Origin of the sequence: Streptomyces cathayae, from assembly GCF_029760955.1 — a bacterium.
Lineage (GTDB): Bacteria > Actinomycetota > Actinomycetes > Streptomycetales > Streptomycetaceae > Streptomyces > Streptomyces cathayae.
The window spans coordinates 4971147-4986716 of sequence record NZ_CP121682.1; the positions used below are offsets into that span (position 1 = coordinate 4971147).

The window sequence follows — 15570 nt, forward strand, 5'->3', positions numbered from 1 at the left end:
TGTCCTCAGTCAGGGGCCGGAGCGGGCCAGGAGCGAGAGCGGTACCGGATCAGTCGGTCGCCTGGTCACGGCGGTCGCGGTGCGCACCTGCCGCTGCCAGGAGGATGGTGTTCCAGTAGTCCACTCGGTCCTGGCGGCCACGCTCCCAGCGTCCGAGACCGAAGCAGTCCTCGAGCAGCAGGTACAGCAAGGTCTTCGTGACGGGGGCGTCGTTGCTTCCGCCGCGACGGCCGTCGTTGAAGTCGCTGCGGAAGGCCTTGTTGAGGAGGACGGTGTTGTTCTCGCGGTCGAGGTCGAAGAACTTGTCACCGGGAAGCGAGACCCAGGTGAACGAGATGGGCTCTTCCCCCGGCTTCTCGGGCAGCTCCTCCTTGACGACCCGCTTGATCTTCGGGTCCATCCCCTTACCCGGGAGCGTCACGGGCTTGCGGACGACCTCCGTGCGCTTCGCGCCCTCCCGGTAGGCGGCCTCGGCGTCGCCGAGGTACCCGTGAAAGGTGTTTCCGGAGGCGTCCACGGCTTTCTCGACGCCGAGCGTGAAGGCGGGCGTGACGGTGACGTTCTCCTTCTTCACGTCGAGGCTCAGGACCCTGTTCTCGCGGGGTGGGAGGTCGACGGCCACGCGAGCGAGAGCGAGGTGTCCCTCAGGGTTGCGAAGACCGTTCCAGCCGCCGGCCTGGACAAGGCGGTCGTTGCGGTAGAAGTAGAAGCCCTGACGGTCGGCGAGGGGGCCGATCTGCCGGAACCCGGCCTGCTTCGACTTGGCGGGCCAGATGTGCGCGGTCAGTTCGACGTCCCCCAGGCCCTCCACGGGGGCCGTGAACGTACGGGGGTAGCGCGGCTTGCCCGGGACCTTGTAACCGAAGGGGTCCAGCGCCTCGACGGCGATGTGGTCGACTTCCTCGCCGAGTGCCCCTTCGCCACTGCTGACGTCCCACACGGCGATGTCGAGCTTGAGGCCGTTCTGGAGGAACCTGTGCAGGTAGAGCCCGAGGTGCGTTTCCAGGCGGGCGATCGCCTTGGACAGGTAGTGGTCGCTCTGGCCGGCGGTCACCGTTTCGAAGGCCCGCACCTGGTCCCAGCGCACGATCGTGCCGTGCCACTCGATGACGCCGTCGTAGCGGTCCACGAGTTCCTGCGCGTAGCGCGGGTCGACGGTGTCACAGCGGAAGCCGTCCTCGATGCCCTCGGCAGTGAGACGGCGTCCTGCGGTCCGGCTGCGCTTGGTCCGGCTGACCACGGTCAGGGATGCCGCGTGGGACAGTGAGGCGGCCTTCAGGCCCGTGCCGTACAGGCCGAGGGCGCTCTCGCCGTAGTCGCGGCGCCGTCCCACCGTCATGGCGGCGTCCAGGCCGGGATCGTCCATGCCCTTGCCGTTGTCGATGACCAGCAGGGTAAGGATGCGCTTGGCGTCCCGCAGGAAGTGCACGACGATCTTGTCGGCGCCGGCATCGATCGAGTTGTCGATCAGGTCGGCCACGGCGACCTCGAAGCCGTACCCCTGATTGGTCAGAGCCTTGCCGTAGCCGGCATCGGGTGGCAGGTGGGTGCTACTGGTCGTGGGGACCTCGTACTGCCAGACGGTGCCGGGCTCGTAAGGCATTGTGCGTCCTCGAATACACGGGTCCGGGCCTGCCTGGTGAGAGGCGGCCCTCGGGGTCGGGCTGGTTCGTGTGACCGTACTGCAAAGGTCGGACATGGAGGCGGTTGGGTGGTGAAGCTGGGGGATTAGTCCCAAAGCTGTCGAGTGGGTGCTGGACCGGAACCCCCGGGGGATAGACGGCCAATGCGGTTGCTTCGGTTGCGTTTCGGCTTCGCCGCCGCAGGCGCTCGTCGCCGTCGTCCGCGGCTGCCAGGCCCCGGGATACACTGCTCCGCTCCACCCCGACCGGAGGTCAACTCAGTGTTATCCGCACGGGTACTTGTCGGTGCTCCGTTGGTTCTGGTGATCCTCTCCCTGTCCGGCTGCTCTTTTCTCTGGAGCTGCACCGACACGACGGCGGAGCGCGGTGAGGCCGGTGTGAGGGTGCAGGTCGAGGACACGTCGGGGCGGCCTCTCGGCGTCACCGCCGAGGTCGTCGGCTGGAGCCTTGAACCCCATCCGCAATTGCCCTCCGAAGGCGACCAGGTCCGCTTCCGCTTCCGCTTCGACGGCGCCGACGAATATTCCGGCCCCGCCGTGGACGTCTGCGCGGTCGACAAGGAGCGCGTGGTGTTGGGGTGTCAGACGGTTTACTCGTACCAGGCGTTCGGACCGGCCGACGATCCCCTCACGGGCGACGAATGGCTTGCCGTCGAGCACCCTGAGCAGGTTGCTGAAGTGCTGTTCATCCCCAACGACCAGTCCTACGACGGACGAACCTGCGAGCAGGACATCAAGGACGGTGGCGGGGAGCATCCTCCGGAACTACCCAGCAGGGGGGACCAGTTGTAGGGAGGTCAAGGCGGTTGAGCGCGAGGCACGGGTCTGCCGGCGCCCCGGTGTTCGCGCTGTCCGGTGGTCCGGTGGTCCGGTTGTGCGCCCATCACCCCGGCTCGACCGGCCCCACCGGAGGCAAGCAGCCCGGACATGATCGAGCGGTTCGGTCGGCGAGTTCCGGCAGGTGCGACGCTCGGTGTGCGCTCTGCGTCGTCCCGCGGACCCGTCCCTCCCAGGGCCGCGGAAATCCATGGGCGGACCCGCGGAAGAACGCGTACTGTGTGGCTCCACGCCCTGAGACGGATGGAAGGAGGCGAGTGCCGTGCGGTTCACACCTTTCCAGCGCTCCCTCTTCCGCTGTCCCGGCGTGGTTCGTCACTTCTGACCGGGAGCGCTCCGAGCAGCCTGTATCCCGGAGGAATCCATGACCGATCCGGTCATCCGCGCGCTCACCGCGAGCGACGCCCGTCTCTTCGACCGACTCCCCGACCCACTGGGCGCCCGTGAAGGCCATCGGCGCACCCGGTTCCGCCCCGACTGGAAGCGCGTCGCCCTGCGCGACGGCGAGGTCGTCGCACGCGGCGCGTGGTGGGGCGGCCCCGACGACCCGGAGCCCCTCAACATCAACTGGTTCGACGTGGCCGAGGGCGAGGAGGAGGCGGGGGCCGAACTCCTGCGCTCCGCCCCCTGGCAGGTCGAACTCGAGATCAACCTGCCTGCTGGCTGGCGGGACAAGCCCGACCTGCGCGCCGCCGCCGGGACACGGTTCGCCGCCGCACGGACCGCCGGGTACGAACTCCTGGTGGAACGCTTCCTGTACCGCTGGACCCTAAAGCGGGGTCTGCCCGAGCGGCCCGGACGCCTGCGCTTCAGCGCCGAACCCGACGACACCGTGTTCTTCGACGCGTTGCGCCGCATCCACTCCGTCACCCTGGACGCCCACGCGCTCAGGGCCATCGAGGAGGGCGGCCTCGACCAGGCCGCCCAGGAGGAACTCGACTTCTTCCACTGGTGCCCCTCCCCACGGGAGTGGTGGCAGATCGCGCACACGCCGGAGGGCGACCTGGCGGGCATCCACATCCCGGCCCACAACCCTTCCGGCCCGACCATCGGCTTCATCGGAGTCGTTCCGGAACAGCGTGGTCACGGCTACGCCTACGACCTGCTCACGGAGTGCACCCACTTCCTCGTCGAGGAGGGCGCGGAGTCCATCGGCGGAGGGACCGACCAGGGCAACTTCCCCATGGCTGCGAACTTCGCCAAGGCCGGCTTCCCCGTGGTCAGCGAACGCATCAACTTCCACCCGGCGCGCCGAGCGGTTTAGCGAGGAGCAGCACGCGGTGAGGGGTCCGGGTCCGAGGACGGGTCCGGATCCCTTGTCCGTGGCGTGTGGGACCTCTGCTGCGGTCGGCGGCCACCGTCTCGTCGTCGGTCCACACGTCCAAGGACTCGCACGGTCTCGACGGGGGTGACGATGGTCAGCGCTGGGCCGGGCACATGTCTGATCGCGGTGGTTCGGTCCGGTGGCGGCTTCTATGATCTGCACATGGCAACGAGACTCGTGCAGATCAACATGAAGGCCCGGGACGACTCCGTGCTCGGCCGGTTCTGGGCGGAGGTACTCGGGTGGGGTGTCGACAGCGAGGCGCCCGGTGTGACCAACCTCGAACCCGTGGGCTTCGCCTACCCCGACCCCGTGGCCGTCTGCATCGACATCGTCGCCCGCCCGGAACCCAAAACGGTGAAGAACCGGGTGCACCTCGATCTGGCCACCACCTCGACCGCTCATCAGGCGGAGTTGGCCGAGCGTCTGAAGGGCCTCGGCGCGACGCTCGCCGACGTGGGTCAGGGCGACGTCCCCTGGACGGTCATGGCCGACCCGGAGGGCAACGAGTTCTGTGTCCTGGAGCCCCGCCCGGTCTACCGGGACACCGGGCCGATCGCCGCGGTGGTGGTCGACTGCACCGACCCGCGGGCGATGGCCCGTTTCTGGGGCGAGGCGATGGACTGGACGCCGCACGAGGTCACCGACGACCACGCGACCATGCGCTCCGCCCAGGGCGTCGGCCCCTACCTGGAGTTCCTCCGCACCCCTGACACCAAGAGCGGGTGGAACCGCGTCCACCTCGACGTCCGTCCCTACCCGGGTGACGACCCGGTGGCAGAGGAAGCCCGGCTGCGCGCCCTGGGCGCCACCGACCCCGGCATCGACCAGTCCGTGATCTCCTGGAGGATCCTGGTCGACCCGGAGGGCAACGAGTTCTGCCTCCTCACCCCTCGCTGACCCTGAGCAACGGCTCCGGCCGTTCGCGGGTCAGCCGGCCGGGAGCGGAGGCCGGCGCGTTCAGGGTGGCGGGCGTATGCCTCGTTAAGGGTGAGCGCCTGCTGGTCGCGGATTTCCTCGGCGGGCCGAAGTGGACGGAGGAAGCATGTGTCGGCCGGTCCTCGGGTGTCGGCGCGCATGGTTGGAATGCTGGAACGGTCAGCCGCGTGCGGTCTCTTCGGCTGCCGGCGCCGGTGGGTCGTCGGCGGTGATACGGGTCAGCAGCATGCGGGCTTCCCGGATACGAGGGTGGTCCGGATGCAGAGACCGCTCGCAGTCGGCCAGTGCCTCACGGGCCGCAGCTTCCGCCTCGCTCCGGTGCCCCAGGGCATGGAGGGCAACGGCCGTGCCCATCCCCAGACTCCCGCTCTGGCTCCGATACCCAGGCGGGGTGAGTCGGCGCGCCTCGGTGAGCGCTTCCCGGTACCGCCCCTGCCCGTTCAGGCTGCGTACCAGGCCGCAGTGCAGAGCAGCGACCATGCTCCCTTCGGCTCGGGGCAGATTCCCTCGGGCGATGGCCTCGGCCTCCTCGTAGCGGGCCTGCCCGCACAGGGCGTCGACCAGGTTGTCCAGCACGCACAATTCGATGCCCCACACCGGTACCAGATGCTTGAGGCGGGTCAGGTCGCGCAGTACTTCCAGCCCTTCGGCCTCCGCCTCTTCGTGGCGCCCCTCCTGGTTGAGAGCCATCATGTGGTTGCTCCGGACCATCAGCAGCAGCTCCCTTCCGGGACCGACCATTCCGTTCAGTTCTGCCGTGAGGGATTCCAGCTCGGCCAGCACCTGCGCCCCGCGCCCGTGGGCACAGGCCGCAGCCGTGGCCACGGCCCTGGCGTGCCATGCCACAGCAGTTCCCCGACCTCGCCTGCGCAGACGCCTCGATGCCGCCTCGAGCGCCCGGGCTCCGGCCTCGGCCTCCTCGTACTTGTCTTCCTGACATAGCTGACTGAGGCGTTCCAAGGCGGCCACTTCCCGTGAGCGGCCCCGTATCAACCGTGTGATCTTCACAGGCCGTGAGGTTACGGGAAGGCGTCCGACCAGACAGGTTCCGCTTGCGGCCGGCGGCCTTCTTTACCGTCGCCACTCCAGCCGAAGCACGCCGGCTGTCGATCCGGTGCAGACGGCGGATGCCGCGGAGGCGGAGCCAGCGGTTGGTGTTCGGCAGGGTCGGGGGCTGGAAACGGAGCAGCAGCCATCGCGCCGGTTCCCGACCCTGCTGACAGCCGGACACACCGCGTCTATGCCTGCAGCCAGCGCCTCAGTGACTCGATCGTGTCCTCCGGTGGCGTGTTGAAGCACAGCCGGATCCAGGGCGCCTCCTCGGTGAGGACGTTGACCAGACGCTCGAACAGCAGGGTGTTCTCCGGCAGCATCCGTACGCCACCACCGATCATCGCGAAACCGAAAGCGTGCTTCTGAAGTTGCTCCCGGACGATCGCCGCCGCGCAGTCCGGCTTCGCCCCCGGGCAGGATCCGGAGACCCCCGACCCCGCCGAGGCGGCCCAGGACACGCCGGTCGCGCGCCGCACCGAACCCCCGGACGCGGCTCACCGGAGGCCGCACCGCGCACCGGCCCCCGCCCGCGTCGAGGACGTGCCAGGGGCGAAGACGGATCCTCGGCACCACCGCCACCCGCGTCGACGGCTGGTGAGCGACACGGGACGGAGCGGCACGGCACACGGAGGGCGGGGGCGCGGCAGGCCCCCTTCTCCCGCTCTTGAACTCGCACCCCGGCAGGTCCACCATGGGAGCGCTCCCAGCATCCGGGAGCCCCCCGCAGTGACTCAGGAGCCGCTCATGCCCACCTCCGTGTCGTTACGCAGGCGCAGAACCCTCTCCGCAGTCCTACTGGCCAGTTCACTCCTCGTCGGCGGTCTGCTGACCGCGCCGGCCGCGGCGGGACTCCCCGCCGCCGCGGCGGCGACCACGGCCGTCCGCGTCAATCAGGTCGGTTATCTGCCGGACGGCCCCAAGCGCGCCACCGTCGTCACCACGTCGTCGCAGGCGCTCACCTGGCGGTTGCGCACCGCGTCCGGCACGCTGGTCGCCTCCGGTTCGACCGTCCCGCACGGCGCGGACCAGGCCTCCGGGCAGTCCGTCCAGGTGGCCGACTTCTCCTCGCACCGGGAAACGGGGTCGGGGTACGTCCTGACGGTGGACGGCAGCAACAGCGACCCGTTCGACATCCGCGCCGACCTCTACGACGGCCTGCGCTCGGACGCGATGGCGTTCTTCTACCACCAGCGCAGCGGCATCGCCATCGAATCCTCCCTGGTGGGCTCCGCCTACGCGCGCCCGGCCGGGCACCTCGGCGTGGCGCCGAACAAGGGCGACACCTCCGTCCCCTGCCAGTCCGGGGTCTGCGACTACACCCGGGACGTCAGGGGCGGCTGGTACGACGCGGGCGACCATGGCAAGTACGTGGTCAACGGAGGCATCTCCACCTGGCTCGTCGTCAGTTCCTTCGAGCGGGCCAGGCGTGCGGGCACCGACGCGGCGCTGGGCGACTCGACCCTGCGCGTCCCCGAGCGCGGCAACGGCGTGCCGGACGTCCTGGACGAGGCGCGCTGGGAGCTGGACTTCCTGATGCGGATGCAGGTGCCCGACGGCAAGCCGTACGCGGGCATGGCGTTCCACAAGGTGCACGACGCGGTCTGGACCGGAATACCGACCCGCCCCGAGCAGGACGACCAGGTCCGTGAGCTGCACCGCCCGTCCACGGCGGCGACCCTGAACCTCGCGGCGAGCGCCGCGCAGTGCGCCCGCGTCTACCGGCCGTACGACGCCGCGTTCGCCGACCGCTGCCTGGCGGCCGCCCGCAAGGCATGGACGGCGGCGCGGGCGAATCCGGCCCTCTACGCGCCGGATTCGGACAGCACGGGTGGCGGGGCCTACGGCGACACCCAGGTGAGCGACGAGTTCTACTGGGCGGCCGCCGAGTTGTACGCGACGACCGGCGAGAGCGCCTACCGGGACGCGGTCACCTCCTCGACCTGGCACACTTCCACCGGCGCCTTCACCCGGTACGGCTTCGGCTGGGCGGACACGGCCGCGCTCGGCCGGCTCACCCTGGCCACCGTGCCCAACGGGCTGCCCGCCGCCGACCTGACCCGCATCCGCTCCTCGGTGACCTCGGCCGCCGACAGCCACCTGTCCACGATGGCCGGACAGGGTTACGGGATGCCCATCCCCACGGACGGGTACTTCTGGGGCTCCAACAGCGAACTCGCCAACAACGCGATCGTCATGGCCGTCGCCGGTGAGCTGACCGGTGCCGGGCGCTACCGCGCCGGGGTGCTCGAGGCGATGGACTACCTGCTCGGCCGCAACGCCCTCGGGCAGTCCTACGTCACCGGCTACGGCGAGACGTCCTCGCGCAACCAGCATCACCGCTTCTGGGCGCACCAGGCGGACGCCTCGCTGCCCAACCCGCCGGCGGGTTCGCTCGCGGGCGGCCCGAACAGCGCCCTGCAGGACCCGGTGGCGGAGGAAAGGCTGGCCGGCTGCGCGCCCGCCGCGTGCTACGTCGATGACATCGGCTCGTACTCCACCAACGAGGTGGCGGTCAACTGGAACGCCCCGCTGGCCTGGCTCGCCGCCTACGTCGCCGAGCGGACGTCCACCGGCGAGGAACCCACCGCGGCCTGCGCGGTGACGTACACGGTGGACAACGCCTGGAGCGACGGGTTCACCGCGACGGTGACCGTCAAGAACACCGGCTCGGCCGCCGTGGACGGGTGGCAGCTGGGGTGGAGCTACGCGGGCGGCCAGCGCGTCACCAGCACCTGGAACGCGACCGTCACCCAGAGCGGCACCGCCGTCGTCGCCCGCAACGCGGACTGGAACCGGGTGATCGCGGCCGGGGGGACGGCGAGTTTCGGCGTCCAGGGGTCGCTCAGCGGAAGCAATCCCTCCCCCACGGCCTTCACCCTCAACGGAAGCGCCTGCGCCTGACCCTCGGCGCGAACGGACAGGGGGACGACGGCCGAACGGACGGACGCCGCCCGGACCACCGGACCACCGGCCCGCCGCGCGTGCGCGGCGGGCCGGTGGTCCCCGCGACCGGAGCCGGGGACGACGCTCAACTGCCCCGGTGGTCAGCCAAGTCGACGAACGGGCAAAGGGTCGGCCGAGAAGCCCGTGAATGGTGTCCAAGCGGTTCACAAGAGAGATGGGGACTCATGAGTCTTTGCCGCCACGTTTGACATGTACTCTGCGACTCCGCATGCCCCCCACCTGCTGCACGCACCCCCAGGAGATGCTCCCCCATGCGAAGACTCCTCGCCTGTCTGGCGGCCGCCGCCACCCTCGGCGGGCTCACCGCCGCCGCACCCTCCGCGTCGGCCGCCGACTCGGGCACGTTCAGCGTGCTCAGCTACAACGTCGCCGGCCTGCCCGGGAGTCTCTCCAGCGCCCCGACGCCCCGTGGGTCCAGCACCCCGGAGATCGGCCGTCGGATCGCGCCGTACGACATCGTCCATGTGCAGGAGGACTTCAACTACCACGCCCACCTCTACGCGGCCGACACCGCGCACGCCCACCGCACCCCGACCAGCGGCGGTGCCGGTATCGGCAGCGGACTCAACACCCTGTCGAAGGTCTCCTACGACGTGGACGACTTCGAGCGGGTGCGCTGGAACTCCTGCCAGTTCGACTCGGGTGACTGCCTGACCCCCAAGGGCTTCACCTTCATGCGCGAGCGGCTCGCCGAGGGCGTCTACGTCGACTTCTACAACGTCCACACCAACGCCGGGACCAGCGACGGCGACCTCGCCTCCCGCGCGGACAACCTCAACCAGCTCACCGCCTTCATCAAGAGCCACTCCGCCGGCAACGCGGTCGTCGTCATGGGCGACACGAACACCCGCTACACCCGCTCCGGCGACACCATCGCCGAGTTCGCCTCCGCCAACGGCCTCACCGACGCGTGGGTCGAGCTGATCCGCGGCGGCACCCCTCCCGCCAAGGGCAGCGCCGCGCTCGTCTGCGACCAGAAGCAGCCCACCGTGCCCAACACGTGCGAGGTCGTCGACAAGATCCTCTACCGCGGCAGCAAGCTCGTGTCACTGAACGCCACCTCCTACGACAACGAGCACGCCGAGTTCCTCACCAGCGACGGGCTCATGCTCTCCGACCACGCCCCGATCGCGGTCGGGTTCTCCTGGTCGCGCACCGCCGGCTTCCGGCTCAGCGACCAGTTCGGCGGCCCGCACGGCACCTACTTCAACGACATCGACAGCGTCCCCGCGTCGGCCCGCGCCACCACCATCGCCCTGCGCGCCGGCTCCCGCGTCGACCGGATGAGCATCACCCTGGGCAACGGCACCACGCTCGCCCACGGCGGCTCCGGCGGCACCGCCTCCTCGCTGACGCTGGGCAGCACCGAGTACGTGACCACCGCGTACCTGTGCCAGGCCAAGAAGGACGGCCACACCCGGATCTTCCACGCCAAGTTCACGACGAACCTCGGCCGCACCCTGGCCGGCGGTTCGCCCACGTCCGACTGTGTCACCCGCACGGCGCCCTCCGGCTGGCGGATCGCCGGATTCCACGGCCGCTCCGGCGACGAGGTCGACAAGATCGGCTTCATCTACACCCAGCACTGACCCCCGCGGTCACGGCGGCGTCCCGGCCCGGGGAGCCGGGTGCACCGCGCGCCCGGCTCCGAGCCGCTTCCGGGAGCCGAGGGCCGCGCAGCATCGGCTCGCCGGGCGACTGCGCAAGCAGGTTTCAGCTGCCACCCGTGCGAGAGCGCCGACGGGAAGCCGCGGGTCTCTGCTGCGCGTGCGGTGACACCAGTCGTCTCCAGGTTCGCCCTCTGGGGTCGTGACACCAGCACGACTGCACGGTGCCGTCGGACCACGTCGAGCCGGCAGCACCTCATTTCGTCAGGAGTTCGAGCCGAGCAAGCCAGGTGGGCCGAGTGAGCAGCCGGGTTCCACAGCCGCGGGAGTCGACCCGCGGCTGTGGAACCCGCGTGTTGCAGGAGATCCTTCCGCTGGGGCCTCCAGTTCCTTCAGGGCCCTCAAGCGCGGCCGGCCCAGCGGGTGAGCATGGCGGTGGCCTCGGTGCGGTCCGCGGTGGGGAGGTCGGCGATGGTGGTGTGGTGGTTGGCGCCGGGGACCCACAGGACGCGGGAGTCGTGGCGGCCGGGCGGGAAGGGTTCGGCGGTCGAGGGGTCCTGCGTGCCGTTGACGAACAGCAGGCGGGTGCCGCTGCGGCGGACCCAGCGGTCGATGTCCGGCATCGCGTCCGGGTCGAAGCGCAGGGGGATGTCGCGGGGGACGAAGGAGCGCGGCTCGATGGCGCCCGGGTGGCGCAGCAGGCCGTCCAGGTGGGCGGTGGGGACGTCGAGATAGCCCATCTCGGTGCCGAGCTGGTACCAGTACGGGATGTACACGCGGGCGATCGCGTCGGCGTAGAGGGCCAGGCCCGCCGTGTCGTCCAGCCAGGTGTACAGCTGGTCGGCGGTGGCGTCCGGGCCGGGGACGGCGGCGAGGTCCGCCGCGCTGCCGCCGTTCTGTCAGAACATGAAGGGGACGCGCAGGACGGCGATCTCGAACGCCTTGTCGGCGCTGCCGACGATGCGGAAGGTGTCCCCGGCGGCGGTCGTCCCGGCCTCGTAGCGGGCGACCAGTTCCGCGCGGTGCAGCAGGAGCCGGCGCTGGGCGGTCCTGATCGCCTCACGGTCGGCGGCCGTGCCCACGGTCTCCAGGAAGCGGAGGTAGGCGGAGTCGTCGCGGTCGTCGACGTTGTTCGGGGCCGCGTAGGCCACGGTGCCGTCCACGTCGTGGGGGTGGAAGCGGCGGTGGTACACGCTCGCCATGCCGCCCTTGCTGCCACCGGTGGAGATCCACGCGCCTCGGTAGAGCCGGCGGAAGGTGCGGACGATGCGGTGGTGGTCGTCGGCGGCCTGGCGGATGGTCAGGTGGGAGTAGTCGTGGGCGCTGGGGCGTGAGGTGCCGAAGTAGCGGTGCTCGACCTGGAGCTGGTTGCCGCCCAGGAGGACGGTCGGTTCGGTGAGCCGGGAGGTGAGCGAGGCTCCGTACCCGGTGGTGAACAGGACGGTGGGGCGTTCGGCGGACGTGTGGAGCAGGGTGAGGCGCTGCTCGAACGTGCCGGCCGAGGGGTCGGTGTGGTCGACCGGCTGGCGCAGTCCGAGCACGAAGAAGCGGTGTCCCGGTGCGGTGTCCGGCCGTTCCTCCACGATCCGTACCCCCGGCAGGGAGCCCAGACGGCGCACGATGTCGTCGTCGGTGGCGGCGGGTGCGGGAGGTGTCCCGGTCAGGGCGTGGGCCGGGGCGGACGCCATCGCGGCGAGACCGGCCGCCGAGGCCGCCGAGGCGGTCGAGAGCAGTAGGCGTCGTCTCGTCCAGAGGTGCATCGGGTGTCCTTCTCTTGGCGTCGGGTGCCTCCAGTACAGCCGTCGGACGCGGTGGAAAGATCCCGTGTGCGGGGGAGCCGTCTCCCCCGTAGAGGGGAGGGGAGGGGAGGTGCGGTGTGCGGCAGGGAGGGCGGTGGCGCCGGGAAGCCGATGACCCCGCCCCCGGGGGACACTCGGGTGGGGTGTCGACAGTGAGGCGCCCGGTGTGACCAACCTCGAACCCGTGGGCTTCGCCTACCCCGACCCCGTGGCCGTCTGCATCGACATCGTCGCCCGCCCGGAACCCAAAACGGTGAAGAACCGGGTGCACCTCGATCTGGCCACCACCTCGACCGCCCATCAGGCGGAGCTGGTCGAGCGTCTGAAGGGCCTCGGCGCGACGCTCGCCGACGTGGGTCAGGGCGACGTCCCCTGGAGGGTCATGGCCGACCCGGAGGGCAACGAGTTCTGCGTCCTCACCCCTCGCTGACCCTGAGCAACGGCTCCGGCCGTTCGCGGGTCAGCCGGCCGGGAGCGGCGGCCGGCGCGTTCGGGGTGGCGGGCGTGTGCCGGCCGGTCCCCGAGTGCCGGTGCACATGGTCGGAGTGCTGGAACGGTCAGTCGCGTGAGGTCGAGGAACCGATGCTCGAGCGCGGTGCGCTCGTCTCCCACGAGACAGTGCGCCGCTGGTGTACGAAGTTCGGGCAGCCCCATGCCGGCGCGCTGCACCGTCGGCGGTCCCGGCCCGGGGACACGTGGCACCTGGACGAGGTCTTCATCAAGATCAACGGAGAGCTGATCAGCGACAGATCCTGTGAGCCGGCCGCGGACAGCGCCGATGCCGGATCGAGGAGCCGGGAGAGCGCGGCGGCCGGCCGGCGCACCGCCTGGCGGTCGAGTTCGTCCTCCCGCCCGAAGGAGTGCAGCACCTTCGTACGCGAACGTCCCACGGCCGGGTCCCAGTCGTTGTGGGCCGGCTGCAGATACCGGACCGTCTGTCCGCCCTTGTTCCGCCGGGACGGGAACTGTTCCACTTCGAGAAGAACCGCACCGCATGAAACGGTCACGCACAGCCACCGACCGTTGCCGGCGGCAGCTCAGTGACCCGGCCCTTCACTTCACCTGGTCCCTCGGCCGACGCGAGGGCTGAGCACCACAGGCCCCGCGGCTCGGATCGGCGCGCCGGTATGCGGTGAATGCTGCGTTTTCCCCTGGCTGGCCCCATGGCGTCACACCTTGACCATGTCTGAAGTGCCAGCTATGAGGGTCTTCGTTACGTTCGTCGCAGGTCGGTCGCCCGGCCGACGTCCGTGCGACAGAGAGAAGTGACATGCCCACGCGCACATTTGCTGTGGCCGCTGCCGGAGTAGGCGCGGCGGTCCTTGCAGCCACCGGTATCACCTACGCCTCGACCTCCGGATCCGCCCCGGCGTCCCCGTCTGTCCACCAGGCGGCCGCGTCTGCCCAACGGGCGGCCGAACCTGTCCAACGAGCTGCCCCTGCCGCGGCTCCCGCGAACGGCGGCAGCGCAAGCGGAGAGAAGAAGGACGAGGGCCGCGACCGCGAGGGCGGCGACCGCGAGGGCGGCGACCGCGAGGGCGGCGGACGCGGCTACGGCCACAAGGAAGAGGGGAAGATCTACTTCAACGAACGTGTGTACTCCGCCTCCGCTGAGGGCTGCGTCACTGCGGCCAGCGGACTGGGCTCCAGCAGCTTCAATGTTTTCAATGACAGCCGAAGGACTGTCGAGGTCTTCCGCGGCCTCACCTGTGACAACGGCGCTCCGGTCGCCACCGTGGGTCCCCACGGCGCCACCAACGGCGTTGTGACCCGTACCGTCCACGGGAGCCTGTTCGGCGACGATGGCGTCGTGGGCAGTTTCCGGGTGCTCGGCGACTACGACGAGTGGTGACAGCGCCGCCCGGAGCACAGGGAAGATCCCGGCCCGCCGTAATCGGGCCACGTTCCCGGCTTCGTGGATCTACGTGGGGCAACGGCGGGCACCTGCGTGGACTTGATCCGCTTTGACCGGCTGCTGATCGCGCTCGATGGAGCTCGACTCGCCCATTGAGGTTCTCTCACTGGAGATCACTTCGAGTGGTTGTCGAGGACAAGGGCGGCGCGGGTGATCTCGCCGATGCGGCTGAGGCTGAGGCTGACGTGCTTCAGCGCGCGCCGGCGTTCCTCGAGCTCGGCGGCGGTGCGGCGGCCACTGCGCCGGTCCCCGGCCCTGCTGACGGCCGGTCACCTCTCGTTTACGCCTGGATCCATCGCCGCAGTGCCTCGATCGTGTCCTCCGGCGTCGTGTTGAAGCACAGCCGGATCCAGGGCGCCTCCTCGGTGAGGACGTTGACCAGGCGCTCGAACAGCAGGGTGTTCTCCGGCAGCATCCGTACGCCACCGCCGATCATCGCCAAACCGAAGGTGTGCTTCCGGAGTTGCTCCCGGACGGTCTCCGCAGCGCGGTCCGGAGAAGCGTCGATCAGGCACGGAACGGCATCGAAGCCCGCCTCGCGCAACGCCGCGTTCGCCGCCCCGATCCGGGCAGTGAGTGCCGCCTCGTCGACACCCTCGGGCATCCGGCTGTAGTCGAGCGCACTCGGATGCAGACCGATGGCCAGTACCTTCGTGTCGCCCGGCAGCGGAGTCGAGGTCGTCGGTCGGCCCATGGACGGTGTCCTCTCTGCTTGCTTCACGGTGATTTTCCCGGTGTATCACGGGAGGTGGGCAGAGGGGCGGCTCGGTTCGAGATCGGCAGATGATCTCGGCCAGGTGCCCCGGTACTTCGGCGCCCACGGTCCGCTGGGATGCGGACGGCTTCTGAGCGCAGCTCAGGGCTTCAGACCGGGGTGCATGACGCACTCGTGGGAACAGAGGGTGCTGACACTCCGGGCTGAGGATGCCCCACCGGGTGGTCGGCGGATTCCGGGGCGCCGTTGCCGGTCACGCGGGAGGGGAGAGCTGTTCGCGTACCCATGCGGGGTCGGGGTTGGTGTGCGGGCGGCCTGCCACGACGACGGTCGGTACGGTCTCGTTGCCGTCGTTGGCTTCCCGTACCGCCGCCGCTCCGGCCGGATCGCGCCAGATGTCGACCCAGTGCAGTCGACGGGCGCTGCGGCCCAAGCGGATGCGCAGGCGCAGACAGTACGTGCAGCCCGGGCGCCAGAAGACGATCGGTCGGCCGTCGGCCGCGCTGCGGCGTTGTGCCTCCAGCGCGCTGATCGACCTCGGGAAGATCAGGGGCGAGTTCAGGCAGGCGAACAGTGCGAACAGCAGCAGGAGTGCTGCGGCTGTGCCGGGGCTCCCCTTGAAAAACAGCCTGGTTGAGAGAACCGAGCCGCAGAGCACCAGCAGCACCGGCAGGATCCAAGCACGCGTCATGAGGACGCAGACTATCGATGAGGGGACGGGCTGTTCGAGCCGGCCGAGTAAGCAGCCGGGCTCCACGGCCGCGGAACAGCTCCC

At 70.1% G+C, this 15570-nt stretch carries 11 protein-coding genes and 4 pseudogenes; 8 read left to right on the top strand and 7 right to left on the bottom strand.

What is annotated here, in order from left to right:
* Nucleotides 1–49: 49 nt before the first annotated feature.
* Entirely contained in the window at nucleotides 50–1603 is a 1554-nt protein-coding gene (locus tag PYS65_RS22750) for an ATP-binding protein (RefSeq protein WP_279335786.1), read from the bottom strand.
* A 300-nt stretch (nucleotides 1604–1903) separates the two neighbouring features.
* On the opposite strand from PYS65_RS22750, the gene PYS65_RS22755 reads away from it, so the two are divergent.
* The 3 genes from PYS65_RS22755 (at nucleotide 1904) to PYS65_RS22765 (ending at nucleotide 4703) form a co-directional block, all read left to right on the top strand.
* On the top strand, nucleotides 1904–2434 hold the full coding sequence (locus PYS65_RS22755; protein WP_279335787.1) for a hypothetical protein: 531 nt from the start codon (nucleotides 1904–1906) through the stop codon (nucleotides 2432–2434).
* A gap of 409 nt (nucleotides 2435–2843) precedes the next feature.
* The gene (locus PYS65_RS22760; RefSeq protein ID WP_279335788.1) at nucleotides 2844–3743 is read left to right on the top strand and encodes a GNAT family N-acetyltransferase; all 900 of its coding nucleotides are present in this window, start codon (nucleotides 2844–2846) and stop codon (nucleotides 3741–3743) included.
* A gap of 222 nt (nucleotides 3744–3965) precedes the next feature.
* Nucleotides 3966–4703: a VOC family protein gene (locus PYS65_RS22765; RefSeq protein ID WP_279335789.1), complete on the top strand. Its 738-nt coding sequence runs from the start codon at nucleotides 3966–3968 to the stop codon at nucleotides 4701–4703.
* A gap of 198 nt (nucleotides 4704–4901) precedes the next feature.
* Here the strand turns inward: PYS65_RS22765 and PYS65_RS22770 are convergent, their stop codons facing one another.
* Together PYS65_RS22770 and PYS65_RS22775 are read right to left on the bottom strand one after the other, a co-directional pair.
* On the bottom strand, nucleotides 4902–5567 hold the full coding sequence (locus PYS65_RS22770; protein ID WP_279335790.1) for a tetratricopeptide repeat protein: 666 nt from the start codon (nucleotides 5565–5567) through the stop codon (nucleotides 4902–4904).
* 413 nt (nucleotides 5568–5980) lie between these two features.
* Complete coding sequence (locus PYS65_RS22775) at nucleotides 5981–6271, bottom strand: hypothetical protein (RefSeq protein ID WP_279335791.1); 291 nt, start codon at nucleotides 6269–6271, stop codon at nucleotides 5981–5983.
* A 268-nt stretch (nucleotides 6272–6539) separates the two neighbouring features.
* Here PYS65_RS22775 and PYS65_RS22780 point away from each other — a divergent pair, with 268 nt between their 5' ends.
* The gene (locus PYS65_RS22780; protein WP_279335792.1) at nucleotides 6540–8696 is read left to right on the top strand and encodes a glycoside hydrolase family 9 protein; all 2157 of its coding nucleotides are present in this window, start codon (nucleotides 6540–6542) and stop codon (nucleotides 8694–8696) included.
* Between the two features lie 314 nt (nucleotides 8697–9010).
* Complete coding sequence (locus PYS65_RS22785; protein ID WP_279335793.1) at nucleotides 9011–10348, top strand: jacalin-like lectin; 1338 nt, start codon at nucleotides 9011–9013, stop codon at nucleotides 10346–10348.
* A 419-nt stretch (nucleotides 10349–10767) separates the two neighbouring features.
* Here the strand turns inward: PYS65_RS22785 and PYS65_RS22790 are convergent.
* Nucleotides 10768–12126: pseudogene (locus PYS65_RS22790) on the bottom strand (S28 family serine protease).
* A 172-nt stretch (nucleotides 12127–12298) separates the two neighbouring features.
* Between PYS65_RS22790 and PYS65_RS22795 the strand changes: the two are divergent.
* Together PYS65_RS22795 and PYS65_RS22800 are read left to right on the top strand one after the other, a co-directional pair.
* Nucleotides 12299–12592, top strand: a pseudogene (locus tag PYS65_RS22795) (VOC family protein); the annotation flags it as partial.
* Between the two features lie 137 nt (nucleotides 12593–12729).
* Nucleotides 12730–12900, top strand: a pseudogene (locus tag PYS65_RS22800) (IS6 family transposase); the annotation flags it as partial.
* On the opposite strand, the pseudogene PYS65_RS35250 reads toward PYS65_RS22800, so the two are convergent.
* Nucleotides 12897–13139, bottom strand: a pseudogene (locus tag PYS65_RS35250) (IS1634 family transposase); the annotation flags it as partial. The pseudogenes PYS65_RS22800 and PYS65_RS35250 overlap by 4 nt on opposite strands.
* Before the next feature lie 296 nt (nucleotides 13140–13435).
* Between PYS65_RS35250 and PYS65_RS22805 the strand changes: the two are divergent.
* A complete protein-coding gene (locus PYS65_RS22805; protein ID WP_279335794.1) occupies nucleotides 13436–14017 on the top strand; it encodes a hypothetical protein in 582 nt (193 codons plus the stop codon).
* Nucleotides 14018–14360: 343 nt separating this feature from the next.
* Here PYS65_RS22805 and PYS65_RS22810 read toward each other — a convergent pair whose 3' ends face one another.
* Both PYS65_RS22810 and PYS65_RS22815 read right to left on the bottom strand, forming a co-directional pair.
* Entirely contained in the window at nucleotides 14361–14774 is a 414-nt protein-coding gene (locus PYS65_RS22810; protein ID WP_279335795.1) for a hypothetical protein, read from the bottom strand.
* Between the two features lie 274 nt (nucleotides 14775–15048).
* On the bottom strand, nucleotides 15049–15486 hold the full coding sequence (locus PYS65_RS22815; protein WP_279335796.1) for a glutaredoxin domain-containing protein: 438 nt from the start codon (nucleotides 15484–15486) through the stop codon (nucleotides 15049–15051).
* Between the last annotated feature and the right edge of the window lie 84 nt (nucleotides 15487–15570).

Coding starts and splice junctions, on each gene's coding strand:
- PYS65_RS22750 (WP_279335786.1), bottom strand. CDS start 1,603: ATGCCTTACGAGCCCGGCACCGTCTGGCAGTACGAGGTCCCCACGACC.
- PYS65_RS22760 (WP_279335788.1), top strand. CDS start 2,844: ATGACCGATCCGGTCATCCGCGCGCTCACCGCGAGCGACGCCCGTCTC.
- PYS65_RS22765 (WP_279335789.1), top strand. CDS start 3,966: ATGGCAACGAGACTCGTGCAGATCAACATGAAGGCCCGGGACGACTCC.
- PYS65_RS22780 (WP_279335792.1), top strand. CDS start 6,540: ATGCCCACCTCCGTGTCGTTACGCAGGCGCAGAACCCTCTCCGCAGTC.
- PYS65_RS22785 (WP_279335793.1), top strand. CDS start 9,011: ATGCGAAGACTCCTCGCCTGTCTGGCGGCCGCCGCCACCCTCGGCGGG.
- PYS65_RS22805 (WP_279335794.1), top strand. CDS start 13,436: ATGCCCACGCGCACATTTGCTGTGGCCGCTGCCGGAGTAGGCGCGGCG.
- PYS65_RS22810 (WP_279335795.1), bottom strand. CDS start 14,774: ATGGGCCGACCGACGACCTCGACTCCGCTGCCGGGCGACACGAAGGTA.
- PYS65_RS22815 (WP_279335796.1), bottom strand. CDS start 15,486: ATGACGCGTGCTTGGATCCTGCCGGTGCTGCTGGTGCTCTGCGGCTCG.